18 protein-coding genes and 1 other annotated feature are annotated in these 18,111 nt (G+C 30.8%); of the genes, 17 read left to right on the top strand and 1 reads right to left on the bottom strand.

Annotated features, from left to right (window positions below):
- Positions 1-84 precede the first annotated feature (84 nt).
- Positions 85-1,203, top strand: a complete 1,119-nt coding sequence (locus tag BN1865_RS02830; RefSeq protein WP_050635750.1) for a 6-phosphofructokinase — start codon at positions 85-87, stop codon at positions 1,201-1,203.
- A gap of 70 nt (positions 1,204-1,273) precedes the next feature.
- On the opposite strand, the gene ald is transcribed toward BN1865_RS02830, so the two are convergent.
- Positions 1,274-2,383 (bottom strand): alanine dehydrogenase, encoded by a 1,110-nt coding sequence (ald, locus tag BN1865_RS02825; protein WP_050635749.1) that lies wholly within the window; start codon positions 2,381-2,383, stop codon positions 1,274-1,276.
- A gap of 201 nt (positions 2,384-2,584) precedes the next feature.
- On the opposite strand from ald, the gene BN1865_RS02820 reads away from it, so the two are divergent.
- The 16 genes from BN1865_RS02820 to minD all read left to right on the top strand — a co-directional run bounded on the left by BN1865_RS02820 (position 2,585) and on the right by minD (position 18,102).
- Positions 2,585-3,565, top strand: a complete 981-nt coding sequence (locus tag BN1865_RS02820; protein WP_232780301.1) for a hypothetical protein — start codon at positions 2,585-2,587, stop codon at positions 3,563-3,565.
- 64 nt (positions 3,566-3,629) lie between these two features.
- Entirely contained in the window at positions 3,630-4,910 is a 1,281-nt protein-coding gene (tig, locus tag BN1865_RS02815; RefSeq protein WP_050635747.1) for a trigger factor, read from the top strand.
- A 119-nt stretch (positions 4,911-5,029) separates the two neighbouring features.
- Positions 5,030-7,354 carry an endopeptidase La gene (gene lon, locus BN1865_RS02810; protein ID WP_050635746.1) on the top strand — a complete coding sequence of 775 codons (2,325 nt, stop codon included), beginning with the start codon at positions 5,030-5,032 and terminating at the stop codon, positions 7,352-7,354.
- Positions 7,355-7,514: 160 nt separating this feature from the next.
- Positions 7,515-8,105, top strand: coding sequence for a ribosome biogenesis GTP-binding protein YihA/YsxC (gene yihA / locus BN1865_RS02805; RefSeq protein ID WP_050635745.1), 591 nt, complete (start codon positions 7,515-7,517; stop codon positions 8,103-8,105).
- Positions 8,106-8,160: 55 nt separating this feature from the next.
- Positions 8,161-8,466 (top strand): PTS sugar transporter subunit IIB, encoded by a 306-nt coding sequence (locus BN1865_RS02800; protein ID WP_050635744.1) that lies wholly within the window; start codon positions 8,161-8,163, stop codon positions 8,464-8,466.
- Positions 8,467-8,525: 59 nt separating this feature from the next.
- Positions 8,526-9,242, top strand: a complete 717-nt coding sequence (locus BN1865_RS02795; RefSeq protein WP_050635743.1) for a LysM peptidoglycan-binding domain-containing protein — start codon at positions 8,526-8,528, stop codon at positions 9,240-9,242.
- Complete coding sequence (locus BN1865_RS02790; RefSeq protein ID WP_050635742.1) at positions 9,239-10,147, top strand: hypothetical protein; 909 nt, start codon at positions 9,239-9,241, stop codon at positions 10,145-10,147. The genes BN1865_RS02795 and BN1865_RS02790 overlap by 4 nt, the downstream gene beginning before the upstream one ends.
- Positions 10,148-10,303: 156 nt before the next feature.
- Positions 10,304-10,507 (top strand) — a binding site (T-box leader).
- Between the two features lie 35 nt (positions 10,508-10,542).
- Entirely contained in the window at positions 10,543-11,226 is a 684-nt protein-coding gene (locus BN1865_RS02785; protein WP_050635741.1) for a DMP19 family protein, read from the top strand.
- Entirely contained in the window at positions 11,207-13,825 is a 2,619-nt protein-coding gene (locus BN1865_RS02780) for a valine--tRNA ligase (protein ID WP_050635740.1), read from the top strand. Before BN1865_RS02785 ends, BN1865_RS02780 begins: the two co-directional genes overlap by 20 nt.
- 103 nt (positions 13,826-13,928) lie before the next feature.
- Complete coding sequence (locus tag BN1865_RS18555; protein WP_198527228.1) at positions 13,929-14,093, top strand: hypothetical protein; 165 nt, start codon at positions 13,929-13,931, stop codon at positions 14,091-14,093.
- A 66-nt stretch (positions 14,094-14,159) separates the two neighbouring features.
- The gene (locus tag BN1865_RS02775; protein WP_050635739.1) at positions 14,160-14,519 is read left to right on the top strand and encodes an SPOR domain-containing protein; all 360 of its coding nucleotides are present in this window, start codon (positions 14,160-14,162) and stop codon (positions 14,517-14,519) included.
- A complete protein-coding gene (gene radC / locus BN1865_RS02770; protein ID WP_050635738.1) occupies positions 14,512-15,186 on the top strand; it encodes a RadC family protein in 675 nt (224 codons plus the stop codon). The genes BN1865_RS02775 and radC overlap by 8 nt, the downstream gene beginning before the upstream one ends.
- A gap of 205 nt (positions 15,187-15,391) precedes the next feature.
- Entirely contained in the window at positions 15,392-16,249 is an 858-nt protein-coding gene (gene mreC / locus BN1865_RS02765; RefSeq protein WP_050635737.1) for a rod shape-determining protein MreC, read from the top strand.
- Complete coding sequence (locus BN1865_RS02760; protein ID WP_050635736.1) at positions 16,246-16,767, top strand: hypothetical protein; 522 nt, start codon at positions 16,246-16,248, stop codon at positions 16,765-16,767. The genes mreC and BN1865_RS02760 overlap by 4 nt, the downstream gene beginning before the upstream one ends.
- Positions 16,767-17,357 carry a hypothetical protein gene (locus BN1865_RS02755; RefSeq protein WP_050635735.1) on the top strand — a complete coding sequence of 197 codons (591 nt, stop codon included), beginning with the start codon at positions 16,767-16,769 and terminating at the stop codon, positions 17,355-17,357. Before BN1865_RS02760 ends, BN1865_RS02755 begins: the two co-directional genes overlap by 1 nt.
- The gene (gene minD / locus BN1865_RS02750; RefSeq protein ID WP_050635734.1) at positions 17,326-18,102 is read left to right on the top strand and encodes a septum site-determining protein MinD; all 777 of its coding nucleotides are present in this window, start codon (positions 17,326-17,328) and stop codon (positions 18,100-18,102) included. The genes BN1865_RS02755 and minD overlap by 32 nt, the downstream gene beginning before the upstream one ends.
- Positions 18,103-18,111: the final 9 nt, after the last annotated feature.

Here is an 18,111-nt window from a genome sequence, read left to right as displayed (position 1 = left end):
ATGTAAACGTATTCATTTTTGTGTTGTAGTCTTGCTCGATTTTTATTATAATAGATAAGTAGGAAAAAAATGGAGGATGAATTTATGGAAAAGAAAGTGAAAAGAATTGCATTGCTTTCTGGTGGTGGAGACTGTCCAGGATTAAATGCTGTTATAAGAACAATAACAAAGACGGCAATCTCTAAATATGGTTGGGAAGTTATTGGCTATGTTTATGGTTATCGTGGTTTATACAATAACAATTATATTGAATTAACAGAAGAAAAAGTTGAAGATATTTATAAAGAAGGAGGAACTATTTTATTTAGTTCTAATAAAGATAACCTTTTTGATTATCTTGTTGATGATGGAAAAGGTGGTAAGGTTAAAAAAGATGTTAGTGATGTCGGTGTCGAAAATTTAAAGAAAGCAGGCGTTGATGTTCTTGTTGTTCTTGGTGGCGATGGGACACTAACAAGTGCGAGAGATTTTTCAAGAAAAGGTGTTAATGTCATTGGTGTTCCTAAGACAATGGATAATGACTTAGCAAGTACTGATTTGACATATGGATTTATCAGTGCCATGAGTGTCGGTACTGAATTTATTGATCGTTTACAAACAACTGCAAAATCTCATCATCGCGTTATTTGTTGTGAATTAATGGGAAGAGATGCAGGTTGGATTTCGTTATATGCTGGTTTAGCTGGAAATGCTGGTGTTTGTTTAATTCCAGAAATTCCATTTACAATTGAAAATATTGCGAGACATGTTGCAAAACGTGATGAAGCTGGTATGCCATATACAGTTATTGCGGTTGCTGAAGGTGCTAAATATGCTGATGGTACGAAAGTCATTGGAAAGATTGTTGAAGATTCACCTGATCCAGTGCGTTATAGTGGATTGGCTGCAAAAGTTGCTGATGATTTAGAAAAAGTGATTCCAAATCATGAAGTTCGTTCTGTTAACCCTGGACATATTATTCGTGGTGGAGATATCAGTGCTTATGATCGTATTTTATCAATCCGCTTTGGTGTAAAAGCGTGTGAACTTATTGATGAAGGAAAATTTGGTAATGTTGTAACACTTCATGGTGAAAATATGGATTATACATCTTTAGAAGAAGTTATTGGTGATGCTAAATTTGGTAAACAAAAACGTGTTGATCCAAATGGTGAATTAGTAAGAGCTGCTAAAGCAATAGGTGTTTGTTTCGGTGATGAATAAAAGAATGATTTGAAAATCATTCTTTTTTTTGTAATTAAAAAATGTCATGCATTACACATGACATTTTTAATTACAATAGTTCTTTTGGGTCGTGATAAGAAGCATGTAGTGCTTGAGCTACAGCTTGACACGTATACATACCTTGATAAGTATTAAGACCAGCTAAGAATCCTTCATCTTGTTTTAAAGCTTCTGTGTTTAAACGTGCTAATTTTAAAATGTATGGAAGCGTCGCATTAGACAAAGCAATTGTTGAAGTTCTTGGAACAGCACCTGGCATATTGGCTACAGAATAATGTAAGACACCATATTTTTCAAATGTTGGCTGATCATGTGTTGTTGTATGATCGCATGTTTCGATACAACCACCTTGATCAATAGCAACATCAACAATAACACTACCTGGTTTCATTGTTTGAACCATATCTTCTGTCACGATTTTTGGCGCACGTGCACCTGGAATCAAGACTGCTCCAATAACCAGGTCAGCGGTTTTTAAAGCATTGCGTAAATTATATTCATTACTATAAATAGTGTGAATTGTTCCATTGCTGATATCATCTATATATGCCATACGTTCAGCGTCAACATCAAAGACATGAACTTGAGCACCTAAACCACTTGCAATACGAGCAGCATTGAAACCAACAGTTCCACCACCAATAATGACGACTTCAGCAGGCATGACACCTGGAACACCACCAAGCAGTAAACCACTGCCACCATGTGTTTTTTGTAATAAGGTTGCACCTACCTGAACTGACATACGTCCAGCCACTTCACTCATTGGTGTCAAAAGTGGTAAAGTTCGTTTTTTTGAAACAACAGTTTCATAAGCAATAGCAGTTGTACGTGATTCAATCAAAGCTTTTGCAAAAGGTTCATTACTAGCAATATGCAGATAAGTGAAAACCATTTGATCTTCACGTAAATATTTATATTCACTCTCAAGATATTCTTTTACTTTAACAATTAAATTGGCTTTTTGAAAAACATCTTCAACCTGGCATATTGTAGCGCCCGCTTGACGATATTCATCATCACTAAAACCACTACCAATTCCAGCGTTTGTTTCTACAAGGACCTGATGACCTTCTTTTGTTAAAGCCATAACACCAGCTGGTGTCATAGATACACGATTTTCATTGTTTTTAATTTCTTTTGGTATACCAATAATCATTTTCTTCACTCCATTTCTTTTGTTATTATATCACGAATATGAGTATGAAGTAAATTTGTTTTCTATGACAAAATATAAATATGTTATTTCTATATAATATAAATGTCATTTGTTTATGAGGTTTGCAAAAATCAATATTTGTATGAATATTTGATTGATGTTCTAAAGATTGCTATTAAGGAAAAATAATTTGACTTTTATTTGATTAAAAGTTATATCTTTGATAGAATGTCTATTGCAAGTCAAGGAGGTGGAAGAATGATTGAAGAATTGATTCAAATGGGTGAATATACTCAGGCACTTTCATTATTAACGGATATGAATGATGAAAATACACGTTATTTGCGTCTTGTTTGTTTAGTTGGATTAGGTGAATACGCTAAGGCTAAAGCAGAAGGTGCATGGGCAAAAGCAAATGCTAAAGAGACATATTATGATGTTGTTTCAATGTATGTCACAACATTAAAGGAATTAAATGAGTTTGATGAAGCTATTAATATTTTAATTGAAGAACTTTCAATGCCATATATTCCTTATCAATATGAAATGTTATTTAATACAGCATATGATGAAATCTTACTTGAAAAACAAGAGATGAATTATGAAGTGGAATCAAAAAATCAAATTTTTTCAGTTGAAGAAATTGATCAGATTCTTAAAAAGAAAGAATGTAATGAAGATCTTTTGTATATGGCAATTGATCAACTTCAGCAGTTAAATGTCCGTATGCTTATTCCAACAATTCGTGAATATCTTGTTAATCCTTATCGTCACTTTTTTGCAAAAACATTATTACTAGAAATAATGATTGATCAGCAGGTTGATGAAGATTTACAAATTGAAAAATTTGGAATGATATATGATATGAATCCAACTTATATGCCTTTGGTTTTAGAACAGCCTCAATATAGTGGGATTCTTAAATATCTAGAAAATGTGATTGAATCAGATAATCCCGTACTCTTAGAACAATGTATTGATTATCTAGAATATATTCTTTACGCATTTTATCCGCGTGAGATTTATGATGATGAATATAATGTTTGGGCAGCAGCTATACATTATTATGTAGCAACATTACAATCGATGGATGTTGACTTGGAAGATTTAGAAATATGGTATTATTGTGATAAAAATGAGATAGAACAGCAAATTTTAGCACTCAAGCAAATAGAGTGTTAAAATGGTTGCATTCTTATGATGTTTCATGTATAATATGCGTGTTGAAATAATGGAGGAAGTATAAATGGAAACAGTTTGTAACAAACTAGAAAAATGTATGATGGAAGTAAAAGTCACTTTTACAACTGAAGAGTGGCAAGATGCACAAAAAAAAGCATTAGACAAATTAGCTAAAAATGTAAAAATTGATGGTTTTAGACAAGGACATGCGCCAGCTAAAATGGTGAAAGCAAGAATTGGTAAAGCAGCTATTTTAGAAGAAGCAACAGATGTTATTTTACAAAAAAGTTATGCAGGAATCTTATTAGATAATGACATTCATCCTGTTGGACAACCAGAAGTAAAAATTGATGAATTAACTGAAGACATCTTAAAAGTAACAGTGACTGCACCAGTTGCTCCTGAAGTGACATTAGGTGAATATAAAGGTTTAGATGTTAAAAAAGGTCAAGTCAAAGTTACAAAGAAAGAAATTGAAGCTGAATTAAAGAATTATCAGAATCAATTTGCAGAACTTGTGATTAAAGATGGTGGTGTTGTTGAAAACGGTGATACAGCAGTTATTGACTATGAAGGATTTAAAGATGGTGTCGCTTTTGATGGTGGACAAGCTGAAAATCATGAATTAGAAATCGGTTCAGGGTCATTTATTCCTGGCTTTGAAGATCAAGTTGTTGGAATGAAAGTTGATGAAGAAAAAGAAATTAACGTGACATTCCCAGAAAATTATCAAGCTGCTGATTTAGCAGGACAAGAAGTTATCTTTAAAGTAAAAGTTCATGAAATCAAATCAAAAGTATTACCTGAAATTGATGATGAATTAGCTAAAGATGTAAATATTGATGGTATTGAAACATTAGCTGATTTAGAAACATATACAAAAGAACAAATTAAAAATAGAAAACAAAGTGAAGTAGAATCTAAGTTCAGTGATGATATTTTTAACGCAGTTATCGAAAATACTCCATTAGAAGTTCCAGAAGCAATGGTTGCAACTGAAACGGATCAAATGTTAAGAGAAGTGGAACAAAATTTATCTCAACAGGGGTTAAATATGGAATTGTTCCAACAATTAACTGGTAAAACAATGGATGATATGAAAGCTGAAATGAGAGAACAAGCTGAAAAACGTGTTAAGTTTAATTTGATTTTAGCTGAAATTGTCAAAGTTGAAAACATTGAAGTCAGTGATGAAGAAATTGATGAAGAAATCAAAGAAATTGCTACTTATTATGGTAGAGAATTTGATGAAGTCAAGAAAATCTTTGAAGGTCAATTAGGACAAATTAAATCAGATTTAGCAACTCGTAAAGCTGTTCAATTAATCAAAGATAACGTGAAATAAGACGCTTGACGCGTCTTGTTTTAGTAAGGCGTTTGGATGGACAAGTGAAACATTATTATATATAATAATGAAGAACTGGATGATAAAGAATTTCATCTTTGTAAAGGAGGTAATGAATTATGGAAGAATTAGATATTGTCGTTGATTTACCTGTCATTTGTACAAGAGGAATGATTGTTTTTCCTACACATGAAATTTCTTTGGATGTTGGAAGAAGTTTTAGCTTAAAAGCAATTGAAAAAAGTATTAATGAATTTGATGAAAATATTGTTTTTATTTCTCAGAAAAATCCAATTGATGAGAATACAGATTATGATCATGTTTTTCATTTTGGAACATTGTGTAAAGTCAAAAGAAGAATTAAGAGAGATAATCATGGAACAATTAAATTAACAGTAGAAGGACAAAAAAGAGTTGAAATCTTAAATCTTGAAGAAAGAGATGGATGCTTATTCTCTAAGGTTAAATATTTAGAAGATATTCAAGGTGAGAAAACAGAAGAAGTTGCATTAGTGCGTAAAGTAACTGAACAAATGCAATCAATGAATAAAAACTTACAAATGTTTCCTCGTGAAGTCTTTTCAAATTTATCTCAAGGTATGAGTGCCAGTGCATTAGCAGATACAATTGGTCAATATATTAATGTAGAATTACAAACAAAGCAAAAAATTCTTGCTGAATGTGATATTAATAAACGTCTATTACTTGTCTTAGCAAGTATGGAAGAAGAAAAAGTTATTAATGAGTTAGAAGAAAAAATTAATCTTAAAGTGAAAGAAAGTATTGATGAGAATCAAAAAGAGTATTATTTAAGAGAAAAGCTACGTGCTATTAAAGAAGAATTAGGGGATACACCTAATAAAGAAGATGATACTGATTATATTAGAGAAGAAATCAATACAAAACCATATCCACAATATATTAAAGATAAAATTGAAGAAGAATTAAGACGTTATGATATGATGCCTGCTGCTTCTTCAGAAGCTAACGTAGTCAGAACATATATTGATTGGGTTTTAAAAACACCATGGTATCAAGAGACAGAAGATGTTCAAGATATTAGTGAAGTTGAACGTGTTTTAGAAGAAGATCATTTTGGATTAGAAAAGCCAAAAGAAAGAATTGTTGAACATTTAGCAGTGAAACAAATGACACAGTCATTAAATGCTCCAATTATTTGTTTGGTTGGTCCACCAGGAGTCGGAAAAACATCTATTTCTAAGTCTATTGCTAGAGCATTAGGAAGAAAATTTGTGAAAGCTTCCTTAGGTGGAGTGAAAGACGAAGCAGAAGTAAGAGGTCATCGTAGAACTTATTTAGGTTCTATGCCAGGAAGAATTATCCAAAGTATGAAAAAGGCTGGTGTTATTAATCCAGTGTTCTTATTGGATGAAATTGATAAAATGTCTAGTGATTATAAGGGTGATCCAACAAGTGCTATGCTTGAAGTGTTGGATCCTGAACAGAATCAATTCTTTTCAGATAATTATTTAGAAGAACCTTATGATTTATCAAAAGTTCTCTTTATTGCGACTGCAAATGATTTAGGTGGAATTCCTGAACCATTACGTGATCGTTTGGAAATTATTGAAATTTCTTCTTATACAGAACAAGAAAAATTAGAAATTGCAAAACGTCATCTTTTAAAGAAAGAACTTGAAAGACATGGGTTAAAAGCTGAACAATTAGTGATTCCTGATGAAACAATGATGTCTGTTATTCGTCATTATACAAGAGAAGCAGGGGTGAGACAATTAGAGAGATTAATTGCTCAAATCTGTCGTAAGGCTGTATTAAAAATTCTAAAAAATGCTGCACTTTCATTAATTGTGGAAGTGAAGGATTTAGAAGAATATTTAGGCAAAGCACCATTTGAACATACTAAGAAATTAGATAAACCACAAGTGGGTGTTGTGACTGGTATGGCTTATACACAATATGGTGGAGATATTTTACCAATTGAAGTAAACCATTTTAATGGTACAGGTAAATTTATTATTACTGGACAATTGGGAGATGTGATGAAAGAATCAGCATCGATTGCGCTTGATTATATGAAAGCAAATCGTGAAAAATATGGATTACAGGATATTGCTTTTGATAAGGAAGATATCCATATTCATGTTCCTGAAGGAGCAGTGAAAAAAGATGGTCCAAGTGCTGGAGTCACTTTAACAACTGCAATTTTATCAGCGTTTAGTAATCGACCTGTACGTGATGATGTTGCAATGACAGGAGAAATTACTTTAAGAGGACAAGTTTTACCAATTGGTGGACTGAAGGAAAAATCTATTTCTGCTCATCGTAGTGGAATTCGTACAATTATTATTCCTAAAGATAATGAAAAAGATATAGATGAAATTCCTCAATCAGTTCAAAAAGATTTAAAAATTGTTTTAGCTGATCATATTGATACTGTTTTAGAAAATGCTTTAGTCAAATAAGAGTCTATGGACTCTTTTTTGCTTTTTATGATCATAAAATGATTTTTTAAGATAGGTTTTAATGGGTTTTTAACAGTTCTTTTTTTACTAGGTATTTTGATGTTTTTATGTTAAGATGTATAAAGAAAAGAAATGTGTATATTGCATAAGGAGGAAGACAATGTTTAAAATAAAAAAAGCTGAATTCGTATTGTGTGCAGCTTGGAAATCACAATGGCCTGAAAATAATTTGCCAGAGATTTGTTTGGCTGGACGTAGTAATGTTGGAAAATCAAGTCTCATTAATACAATTACAAATCATAGTAAACTAGCGAAAGTATCAGGAACGCCTGGAAAAACCAGAACACTTAATTTCTTTAACATTAATGATGAATTACGTCTCGTTGATGTACCAGGCTATGGCTTTGCAAAAGTCCATGATAAAATTAAAGAAAGCTTTGGTGAAATGATTGATACATATTTGAAAGAACGTGATACTTTAAAAGGATTAGTATTAATTGTTGATTATCGACATAAACCAACTCGTGATGATATTGAAATGTATCAATATGCAAAATATTATCAGATTCCTGTTATTGTTGTAGCTACGAAAGAAGATAAACTAAAAAGAAATGATTTAAAGAAAAATGAAAAGTTAATTAAAGAGACATTGTCTTTTGATAAAGATGATATGTTTGTTAGATTTTCTAGTTTATCTAAAACAGGAATTGAAGAAATTTGGGATTGTATTTTAAAACTATGTGATAAATAATTTCTTAACAAATTTTATAAATTGTTGTATAATGTGACAAGTAAGGGGGATGAATATGATCAGAATTATGTTGTGTTGTGCATCGGGGATGTCAACCAGTTTGTTAGTTGAAAAAATGAAGAAAGCAGCAGATGAAGAGAATATTGAAGTGGATATTTGGGCAGTAGGGGCAAATGAAGTCAAAGCAAATGCTCAAAAGACCGATGTTATTTTGTTAGGACCACAAGTTCGTTATGCTCAAAAGAAAATTGAATCTGAAGCACCAAATGTTCCAATTGCTAATATTGGAATGCGTGAATATGGTATGATGAATGGAGCTGCTGTTTTAAAACAGGCGATAGAATTATTTGAAAAGAAGTGATGACTTCTTTTTTTTCATAATTTGTATTTTTCTGCATACAGTTTCTTAGGAGGGAAAGTATGCAAAAAATATATTTTAAAAAATTAGTTGATTTGAATCATCAATTAAAAGAATTGGTGTCTATTTCTGTTGATGAATCTATTAGTTATAAAATGGAAAATCAAGGGATGCGTGCAGTTGGTAGTATTATGATTAATGGTGAGTATAAAGATGATCAGACTAAAAATAGTTTTCATGAAACCATTGATTTAGATATTTTAGCACAGTTTGAGAAAATTACGGATAAACGTGACTTTCATGTGAAGGTTGAAGATTTTGATTATACTCTCAATGATGGTAATTTAACACTTGTTATACAGGCATGTATTTATGGTGTGCAGGATGATGAAGATCGTGTTATTGAAACATCTGCCATACCACAAGTACCAATTGATGATGAAGATATTGCTTCAGAAATTGAAGAACTTTTAAGAGAAGAAGAGGTAGCTGTGCCCGTTAATGAAACAATTGAAGAGATGCCACCAATTACTGAAGAACCAGTTATTTTAGAAAGCCCAAAGCCACAAGAAATGACAATCAAAGAAAAAATTGAAAATCATGATGATGAGGATGATGATGAAGATCTTGGTACTTATTATTTATATATTGTTCAGGATGGAGATAATTATCAGTCAATTGCAAAACATTATCAGGTAGATGAGTACCAACTTAAAGCATACAATCATGATCGTCCATTGACCCAAGGTACGATTGTTATTGTGCCATATTATTCATGAAAGAATTGATTTTAGATTATTATGGTATTCATGCTATTGGATTAATTACTTTAACATCACATGTTTATAAAGTCAAAAGTCAAGAAGGTTACTTTGTTTTAAAAGTTGTAAACGATAAACATCTAGAAACAATATATGAGTATATTGAAACATTACATTTGGAATGTTTTACAAAGATTTTATTAAATAAAAACAATGAGTATCTTACAGTCTATCAAAACCAATATGTTTATTTGATGCCATACATTGATAATAGTCAAGGTATGCTTAAAGAAATGAAAATCAAATTTTATTTTGAAACACTTGCATATCTTCATTATCATAGTTTTTATTATACCAAAGTGAATAAGCAATATTTTGATACATTAAATCAGGATATTCTTCAAATTATCAATGAACGTAGTGCATATTATGAACAAATGATTCAAAATTTTGAAAATATTGCTATGCGTTCACCTAGTCAATGGATGTTAGTCATGAATTATTATCGTATATATGAATCTTTGTGTAGTGCGCGGCAGTATTTATCAAGATATATGGAACATACCGCTCAATATCATCAAATTAGAGTATGTATGAATTATAAACATTTTGACTATGATCATATTTCTTTAAAAGAAAAAAGATTCATATCAATTGATAATGTTTGTATAGATCTACCAATTTATGATTTATTTGATATTTATCAAAGAATACCAGATATTTTGTTTGATTTAGATTGTTTTAGTGAATATTATCTTAAGAAAGTAGAATTGAAAGAAGATGAAAAGTTATTACTTTGTTGTTTAATGAATATTGTTCCATTAATTGATTATACACATGATGAAATAGAAAATATTATTAAATTATCTCGATTGATGTATTATTTGGACTCTGTTCACAATTTTATTACTCAATTATCATAAAAAATGAATTAGGGATGAAGAAAGCTTTTACTTTTTTAATTAATGATTGTTTGGATTATTTATCCAACAACAGGACTTATTTTATCTAAAAATACATTAGATATTTTATCTAAAAATACATTTGTATTTGACTTTAAAGCAGGGCTTTGTTAAAATGATGTTACGTTGATGAGGAGGAGTACATTTTGTATTCTTAAAGAGAGTCTCTGGTTGGTGAAAAGAGATAGAAGAAGAAGTGGAAGGTAGCCTCGGAGTATGTTTTTTGAATGAATAGTAGAAAAACACGTAGAACTGCGTTAAAGTTTTGAGGTATACGAGAGTATATAAATTAAGGTGGTACCACGAACATTCGTCCTTAAGCGAATGTTCTTTTTTATTTAAAGGAGGAAAAAAGGATGAGTTGGCAAATTTTATTAGTATGGGTATTATTTATTGGTTCATTAGTATTTTTAAGTTATTTCTTTATGAAAAGAATTAAGAAAAATAAAGAAATCAGAAAAGAAAGACAAAAAGCTTATGAAGAAAAAAGAGAGAAATATACATATTTAAGACCAGGTGTATTTGATGAATGTCCTAGAGAGGATGTTTCTGCAGCTGTTTTATTTCATTGTATAAGAAAAGAAGATGAAGATTTTGATCATTATTTTGAAAAAATGTCTTATCCTGAAAAAGTCATTTATGGTATTTATCAGGTAAGTTCTTCATTAGAAGGTTCAGGTGCATCATTGCATAGTTTTTTCTTGAGTCCTTCTAATAAGCCTTATGTTCCTATTATTGTGGATATTTTTGAAGAAGTAGGAGCGCATGAGATTGCTGATTTAATGAAAGCAGCGAGACGTTTTGCAGAAATTATTGAAAACGATGAAGAAGATGATGAAAATGATCCAGATATGGGGATTTATACGAGATATAATTTTACAGATTTTACCAATGAATTTGTTGCAATGGTAAGTACAACAAATTTAAATGAAAAATTAACAAAATATATACTTGATCATAAAGAAGATTTTTATGATTATGATATTCCTGAAGAAATAGAAGAGAACGGGGTTGAAGATAATGAAGGAATTAGCGAGTAAATACAATCATCAAAAAGTTGAAGCTGGAAAATACAAGACATGGATTGAAAAAAAATATTTTGAAGCAGGGGATATAACAAAGAAACCCTATAGCATTGTGATTCCACCACCTAATGTAACTGGTAAACTTCATCTTGGTCATGCTTGGGATACAACATTACAAGATATGATTATTAGATATAAGAGAATGCAAGGTTATGATGCATTATGGTTGCCTGGAATGGATCATGCAGGGATTGCAACGCAAGCAAAAGTTGAAGCTCGTTTAAGAGAAGAAGGAATCTCTCGTTATGATTTAGGACGTGAAAAGTTTTTAGAAAAAGCTTGGTCTTGGAAGGAAGAATATGCATCTATTATTCGTAGCCAATGGGAAAAATTAGGTCTTTCTTTAGATTATTCAAAAGAAAGATTTACACTTGATGATGGATTAAGTGAAGCTGTTAAAACAGTTTTTGTTGCACTTTATGAAAAAGGACTGATTTATCAAGGAGAACGTATTATCAATTGGGATCCGGTACAGCGAACAGCATTATCTAATATTGAAGTTATTCATAAAGAAATAGAAGGACATATGTATTATTTTAAATATGAAGTTGTTGAAACTAATGAAACATTAGTCATTGCAACAACACGTCCAGAAACAATGTTTGCTGATCAGGCTATCTTTGTTCATCCTGATGATGAAAGATATACACATCTGGTTGGAAAGCATGCGATTAATCCGGCAAATGGTGATCCACTACCTATTATGGCAGATAGTTACATAGATATGAGTTTTGGAACAGCTGTTATGAAGTGTACACCAGCACATGATCCAAACGATTTTGCTTTAGCTAAAAAATATCATTTGGCAATGCCAATCTGTATGAATGATGATGGAACAATGAATGATTTATGTGGAAAATATGTTGGCATGGATCGTTTTGAATGTCGTGAAGCACTTGTTGCAGATTTTCAAACTGCCGGTGTTGTTGATCATATAGAAACTCATATGCATCAAGTTGGACATTCTGAACGTAGTCATGCAATTGTTGAACCTTATTTATCTAAACAATGGTTTGTAAAAATGAAACCTTTGGCACAGGCAGCACTTGAAAATCAAAATCAGGATTCAAAAGTTCATTTTGTGCCAGGACGTTTTGAAAAAACATTCCAGCAGTGGATGGAAAATATTGAAGATTGGTGTATTTCTCGTCAACTTTGGTGGGGACATCAGGTTCCAGCCTGGTATCATAAAGAAACTGGTGAAGTTTATGTAGGAAAAGAAGCACCGGCTGACTTAGAAAATTGGAAGCAGGATGAAGATGTTTTGGATACATGGTTTTCAAGTGCACTTTGGCCATTTTCAACAATGGGTTGGCCAGATACTGAAAACGAATTGTTGAAACGATATTTTCCAACTAATACATTAGTAACTGGTTATGATATTATTTTCTTTTGGGTTTCACGTATGATTTTTCAATCACTTGAATTTACTGGTGAACGTCCATTTGAAAATGTTTTAATTCATGGTTTGATTCGTGATGAACAAGGAAGAAAAATGTCTAAATCATTAGGTAATGGTGTTGATCCTATGGATGTTATTGATGAATATGGGGCTGATACACTTCGTTTCTTCTTAACAACGAATTCTGCACCAGGTATGGATTTAAGATATGTACCTGAAAAATTAGAAGCTTCATGGAATTTTATTAATAAAATTTGGAACTCAGCTCGTTTTGTATTGATGAATATTGATGAAGATATGCAATATGCTGACTTATCATTTGAACATTTGAATCTATCTGATCAATGGATTTTAAAAAGATTAAATGATGTGATTGTTTCTGTTGATGACAACATGGATAAATTTGAATTTGTTAATGTTGGAAGTGAATTGTATAGTTTTATTTGGGATGATTTTTGTTCATGGTATATTGAATTATCAAAGGTTCATTTAAATAGTGATGATGCAATTGAAAAAACAGCAACTCAAAATACTTTAGTTTATGTTTTAAATGCAATAGTCAGATTATTACATCCATTTATGCCATTTGTAACGGAAGAGATTTATCAATCAATTCCTCATTTAGAAGAATCTATTTGTATTTCAGCTTGGCCAACTGTACGTGAGGAATTTGAAAGTTCTTCAATTAATGATCAATTCCAGTATCTTTTTGATATTATTAAAGGAATTAGAAATATGCGTGCTCAATATGTTATTAAAAACGCAATTGAAATTGCTTATAGTATTCAAACAAATGATGAAGCTTTAGAAACTCTTTTACAAGATTTAGCACCATACATTTATAAATTATGTCATGCCCAATGTATTGGATACAATGTCGAAAGTTCTGCTAATGTGGCAACAGAAATGATCAAAGGTGGAAATGCTCTTATTATTGAATTAGGAGATTATATTGATTTATCTGCTGAAAAACAAAAATTAGAAGATGAACTAAAAAAACTAACAAGTGAGATTAAGCGTTGTGAAGGAATGTTATCTAATCCGAATTTTGTGAATAAGGCACCCGCTGCAAAGGTAGAAGCTGAAAAAACAAAATTGGCAGATTATCAGTCAAAATATAATGCTGTTAAAGAAAAAATCGAAAAAATGTAAAAAGTGAAAATTTATTTCACTTTTTTTCATTAAAAAAAAGAAAAATCGAAAATAAATGTGTATATATATAGTATAGGGGCTACTTATGAAAGGAAGGATAGATATGAAAGAACTTACATTACAAGAACAATATGAGATACAAGGAGGCTCACTCATTGGGACAGCATTAATATATCTTCTATTGGGAGCAGGAATTTATAAGATATGGAAGTCTAAGAAAGGGCGTATCTCTATACCACGTCTCGTTAATATTGAATGGCGTAATTAAAAATGTGAAAGGCATATGCCTTTCATATTTTTTTTACTATAGCATATAATTATTGAGGTGAAAAAAATGAAATTTGAATGGAAAGTTGTTATTTTAGGAATCTTATTTTCTTTGGTATGTATGTTATTGTTTACATATGGAAGTTTATTATCGCAAAAAACATTTTATGCATATCAAGTTGGGATTTATAAAGAAGAAAGCAATAAAGATGAAAAATTAGCAGAATTGAAGAATCAGGGATTTGAGGGATATTGTTATCAAAAAGATAATCAATATTATGTTTTATCAATGATTAGTGAAGATCAAAAAGCAATTGAAAAACATGCTGCAGAAGTAAAAGGAATTATGAAATCATATGTTGTAGGAGCAGATGTTACAATTGATGAATTATTAACAGATTTAGCGAAAGGAGTAACACATGATTAAATCATTGCCAAAAGAAGAAAACCCAAGAGAGAAAGCGATGACTTATGGAATAGAATCGTTGAGTAATGTTGAATTATTAGCACTAATATTAAGAACGGGTAATAAAGAAGAATCAGTTCTACAGTTATCTCAAAGATTATTAAATGAAATTGGTGGATTTTCTCAATTAAATCATGTTTCTTATGCACATCTTATTAAGTTAAAAGGAATTAAAACTGCCAAGGCGATTGAGATCTTAAGTATTATAGAAATCGCAAAACGTTTAAAAGAGAATGCCTTACCTAAACAATCTTTATTGTCACCAATGGATATTTATGAGCGTGTCAAAAATGAATTGATGTTTTTAAAACAGGAACATTTTGTGATTTTATGCTTAGATAATAAAAATCGTGTTTTAAAAGAAAAAACCATTTTTATTGGTTCCATCAACATGAGTGTTGTGACACCGCGTGAAGTGTTTAAAGAAGCAATTAATATAAATAGCGCTAAACTTGTCCTATTACATAATCATCCTAGCGGTGATGCTTCTCCAAGTCCTGAAGATCAGCAACTGACAGAAATGTTTAGACAATTAGGTGAAATGATGTCTATAGAAATAGTTGATCATTTGATTATTGGCTGGAATCAATTCTATAGTTTTGAAGCAGAGCATATTTTTTATATCTAACAGATGGGTTGAAAAACATTATTTTTAAAAAAAGATCATTTATTAACATTAAATAATAAGTGAAAATAAAAAAGGGAATACTATATACTGGTTTGATTATAGAAGACGGAATTGTCGGCAAATGAATTAATTTGATAAAATCCTTTTCTCGAATTGCTTTTTTTGACTCTAGATATTATAATGTATGCAGACTAGGGGTGATATTTTGTATAAGAATAATAATAAAAGAAATAAACAAAATAAAAGGATTATTATTGTGACTATTGTTTTGGTGCTTTTTTCTGTTGTAACATTAGTAACAAGTCGTTCAGCAACAAGCATTGAAACAATGTTTAAAGATACAATCGCCAATATTGAATATTATGTTATTAAAGCACCAATTCAATATGTGAGTGGTTTATTTGAAGAATACAATGATTTAAAGGATGTTTATAAGGAGAATGCTAAACTTAAGCAGGAATTAGATAATTTAGCACGAGAATCAGCTATGAATGATGTGATATCATCAGAATTGAATCAATTAAAAGAAATGACAGAAATTGATTATTTATCGACAGACTATCGTGTAAAATATACAAAAGTCATTTCTCGAGATGCTGAAAATTGGAACAATCAAGTGACAATTGATTTAGGTAATCTTTCTGGTATTAAAGAAGGTATGGCTGTAATTGGTGCTAAAGGAATGATTGGAACAGTTACAAATGTCAGTGAAATTTCTTCGACTGTTACGCTTTTATCAAGTGAAAATGCAAAAAGTCAGTTGCCAATTATGATTATGAGTGGTGATGATGAATACTATGGGCTTTTAAATCGTTATGATTTAAGTACAAAAAGCTATCGTGTAACATTATTAAGCGATGTTGAAAAAATTGAAAAGGGTGCTAAAGTTGTGACAAGTGGCTTAGGTGGTGCTGGTAAGAGTCCTAAAGGAATATTAATTGGAACTGTCGATAATTATACAGTTGGAGATGATGCGACAGAATCTGTTTGTATGGTTAAACCTAGTGCAGATTTTAATTCATTAAATTATGCCGCTGTTGTGCAAAGGGTGAATGACGAATGAGAAAGCGCATGAGAGATAGTTATTTATTAAAATGTTTTCTCATTGTCTTTTTGTGTTTTATTATTGACAGTACATTATCTTTCTTTTTGCCATATAATTATACAAAAACAGGCTTGACAATTGTTCCTTGTATAGGATTAATGATGTTTACATTACTTGTTAAAACAATTGATGGGGCTGAACGCTATTTTTTTGCAGCCCTATGTAGTTTATACTATTCAATTGTTTATTCTAATTCTTTAGCTATATATATACTTATTTATTGTTTAATCGCCTTTATTCGATCATATATTGTAAAATTAGAGTCTTTAAGTCTACCTGAGGCAATGGTTTTTTGTGTTTTGACAATTTTTGCACAAGAAATTGTGTTATATTGGCTTATGTGGATTACCAATATTACAAGATATCCAGTGACATCATTTTTATTGATGAGGATATTACCGACGTTATTAGTCAATGGCGTCTTATCGATAGGAGTTTATTGGATCTACAATAAAGTGAAAATCGAGGTGGAATAATGAATATTGAAGTTAAAGGGATGAATGAAGTTCTCGTTATGAAAGTGAATCAAAATTGTACATTTGATGTTTTTTTAAATGATTTAAATACGCTCTTGGATCAACCTATCTTTCAACAAGATGGTTATTATCCAAGGGCGTTTTTTGATTTTGGTTGTCGACTTTTAGATAATGATGAATTAAAAAGTTTAATCTTGTTGTTAAAAACAAAAAAGAAAGTGATTTTTGATGGTATGTCTTTGCCAAAGAGGGGACATGAATTAGATATTTTAAGAGAACAATTACATAATGGGGAAGAATTATTTATTCATCATGAAACATTGTTTTTAGGAACTGTGAATCCTGGAAGCTATGTTTATTGTTATGACAATGTTTATTTTTTAAATGCTGTAAAAGGGACAATTGTCGCAATGAATGAAGATGTGAAAATTTATGGTCATGATTTTAAAAATGCACAAATCATAATAAATCAACAATCTTTGCACAATTTGACAACTTCTGCACTAACAAGTGTCTATTATAAAGATAACCAGATTAGGACAATGAAGGAGGATGGGTATGAGCAGAACTATTGTGGTTACATCAGGTAAAGGTGGCGTTGGGAAAAGCAGTATGTCAATTAATTTGGGATACGCATTAGCTGCAACTGGCCAAAAAGTCTGTTTAATAGATGCGGATTTTGGACTCAAGAATTTAGATGTAATGATGGGTCTTGAAAATAGAGTGATATATGATTTGAAGGATGTTATAGCAAATAAATGTTCTTTAAATCAAATACTAGTGAAAGATAAAAGAATGGATTCTTTGTATTTGTTACCAGCATGTAAGTCTTTATCATTTGAAAATTTAAATGTTGATTATATGATTAAAATGATTGAACAGCTTAAAGAAAATTTTGATTATATTTTAATTGATAGTCCAGCCGGGATTGAGAAAGGCTTTCAATATGCTAGTGGTTTATGTCAGGAAGCAATTATTGTTGTAACACTAGACGTTGTTTCCCTTAGAGATGCAGATCGCGTTGTTGGATTATTATTAAAACAAGGCATTACTCAATTACATATGCTTGTCAATAAATATAATGATGAAGATATACATAAAGGAAGAAGTCTCAATTTAAAAGATGCATATGATATTTTATCAATTCCTTTATTGGGAATTGTTTATGATGATCATGCAATGATTGAGGCTAATAATAAAGGAATGCCAATATATATGGAGAAGAATTTGTCGACTAGTCGATGTTTTGATAGAATTGTTAAACGTTTAGAAGGAATTGAAGTTCCTTTTCAAAAAAATAAGAAAAAACCATTGTTTGAACGTATTTTTGGATAATAATTTCAT

Source organism: Candidatus Stoquefichus sp. SB1, assembly GCF_001244545.1.
Taxonomy (GTDB): Bacteria; Bacillota_I; Bacilli_A; order Erysipelotrichales; family Coprobacillaceae; genus Stoquefichus.
The sequence above is the reverse complement of the archived record's forward strand: the minus strand, read 5'-3'. Positions and strand labels throughout refer to the sequence as shown.

Bases quoted from the DNA above. Each gene is read 5' to 3' on its own strand.
- ald (WP_050635749.1), bottom strand. From the start codon at position 2,383: ATGATTATTGGTATACCAAAAGAAATTAAAAACAATGAAAATCGTGTA.
- yihA (WP_050635745.1), top strand. From the start codon at position 7,515: ATGTTTAAAATAAAAAAAGCTGAATTCGTATTGTGTGCAGCTTGGAAA.
- tig (WP_050635747.1), top strand. From the start codon at position 3,630: ATGGAAACAGTTTGTAACAAACTAGAAAAATGTATGATGGAAGTAAAA.
- BN1865_RS02785 (WP_050635741.1), top strand. From the start codon at position 10,543: ATGAGTTGGCAAATTTTATTAGTATGGGTATTATTTATTGGTTCATTA.
- minD (WP_050635734.1), top strand. From the start codon at position 17,326: ATGAGCAGAACTATTGTGGTTACATCAGGTAAAGGTGGCGTTGGGAAA.
- BN1865_RS02800 (WP_050635744.1), top strand. From the start codon at position 8,161: ATGATCAGAATTATGTTGTGTTGTGCATCGGGGATGTCAACCAGTTTG.
- BN1865_RS02755 (WP_050635735.1), top strand. From the start codon at position 16,767: ATGAATATTGAAGTTAAAGGGATGAATGAAGTTCTCGTTATGAAAGTG.
- BN1865_RS18555 (WP_198527228.1), top strand. From the start codon at position 13,929: ATGAAAGAACTTACATTACAAGAACAATATGAGATACAAGGAGGCTCA.
- BN1865_RS02780 (WP_050635740.1), top strand. From the start codon at position 11,207: ATGAAGGAATTAGCGAGTAAATACAATCATCAAAAAGTTGAAGCTGGA.
- BN1865_RS02795 (WP_050635743.1), top strand. From the start codon at position 8,526: ATGCAAAAAATATATTTTAAAAAATTAGTTGATTTGAATCATCAATTA.
- BN1865_RS02760 (WP_050635736.1), top strand. From the start codon at position 16,246: ATGAGAAAGCGCATGAGAGATAGTTATTTATTAAAATGTTTTCTCATT.
- BN1865_RS02790 (WP_050635742.1), top strand. From the start codon at position 9,239: ATGAAAGAATTGATTTTAGATTATTATGGTATTCATGCTATTGGATTA.
- BN1865_RS02775 (WP_050635739.1), top strand. From the start codon at position 14,160: ATGAAATTTGAATGGAAAGTTGTTATTTTAGGAATCTTATTTTCTTTG.
- lon (WP_050635746.1), top strand. From the start codon at position 5,030: ATGGAAGAATTAGATATTGTCGTTGATTTACCTGTCATTTGTACAAGA.
- BN1865_RS02830 (WP_050635750.1), top strand. From the start codon at position 85: ATGGAAAAGAAAGTGAAAAGAATTGCATTGCTTTCTGGTGGTGGAGAC.
- radC (WP_050635738.1), top strand. From the start codon at position 14,512: ATGATTAAATCATTGCCAAAAGAAGAAAACCCAAGAGAGAAAGCGATG.